Source organism: Methylobacterium sp. J-001 (assembly GCF_022829565.1).
Taxonomy (GTDB): Bacteria; Pseudomonadota; Alphaproteobacteria; order Rhizobiales; family Beijerinckiaceae; genus Methylobacterium.
On sequence record NZ_JAKSYN010000174.1, the window covers coordinates 1 to 594 of the forward strand.

Consider the following 594-nt stretch of genomic DNA (forward strand, 5'->3'; position numbering starts at 1 on the left):
GGTAGCTGTGGAAGCGCTCGCCCGCCGCCAGAGCGCGGTGGAACACGTCGAGCGTCTCCCGGCGGGTCTCCTTGCCCTGCATGAACCGGGGGCTGAGCCCGATGATGTCGTCGAGTTCGCGCCTGACGAGACGGCCGAAGGTGGCGTTGGCGTAGAGGATAATGGGCCCGGGTGGCTCGATCATCGGATCGGTGACGCCGATGACGCCGGTGGCATCGTGGGCGAATGCGCGGCTCAATTCGAAGGCTGTCATCGCACGGCAACGCTGCAACTGTGCGGGAAGTGCACGCGCGCTATCCGCCGTCCAGTTCCACCGCTGCACCGACGCGCGCGGCTTCACGGGCGCCCCGTAAGGAACTGGCTCACGCTCGCCTGTCATCGCGAGCTTGCCCGGTGCACGACTTGCGGTGTCCTCGATACGAATAGTCGGCCAAACACGGAACAGTGCGATCCAGGCTTGGTTCGCCCTACGCTGGAAACCTAGGTCGTCGTCCTGGCCGGGTTCGGTGTCCTGGGCCTGCTGACGGCATGGCTGCCGATGGTACTCCGAGCGCTACCGCTGTCCCTGCCCATCTGCTGTGTCGGCGCCGGTGC

At 66.5% G+C, this 594-nt stretch carries 1 pseudogene; it reads right to left on the minus strand.

Annotated features, from left to right (window positions below):
• Window positions 1-253: pseudogene (locus tag MKK65_RS21995) on the minus strand (histidine kinase); the annotation flags it as partial.
• Window positions 254-594: the final 341 nt, after the last annotated feature.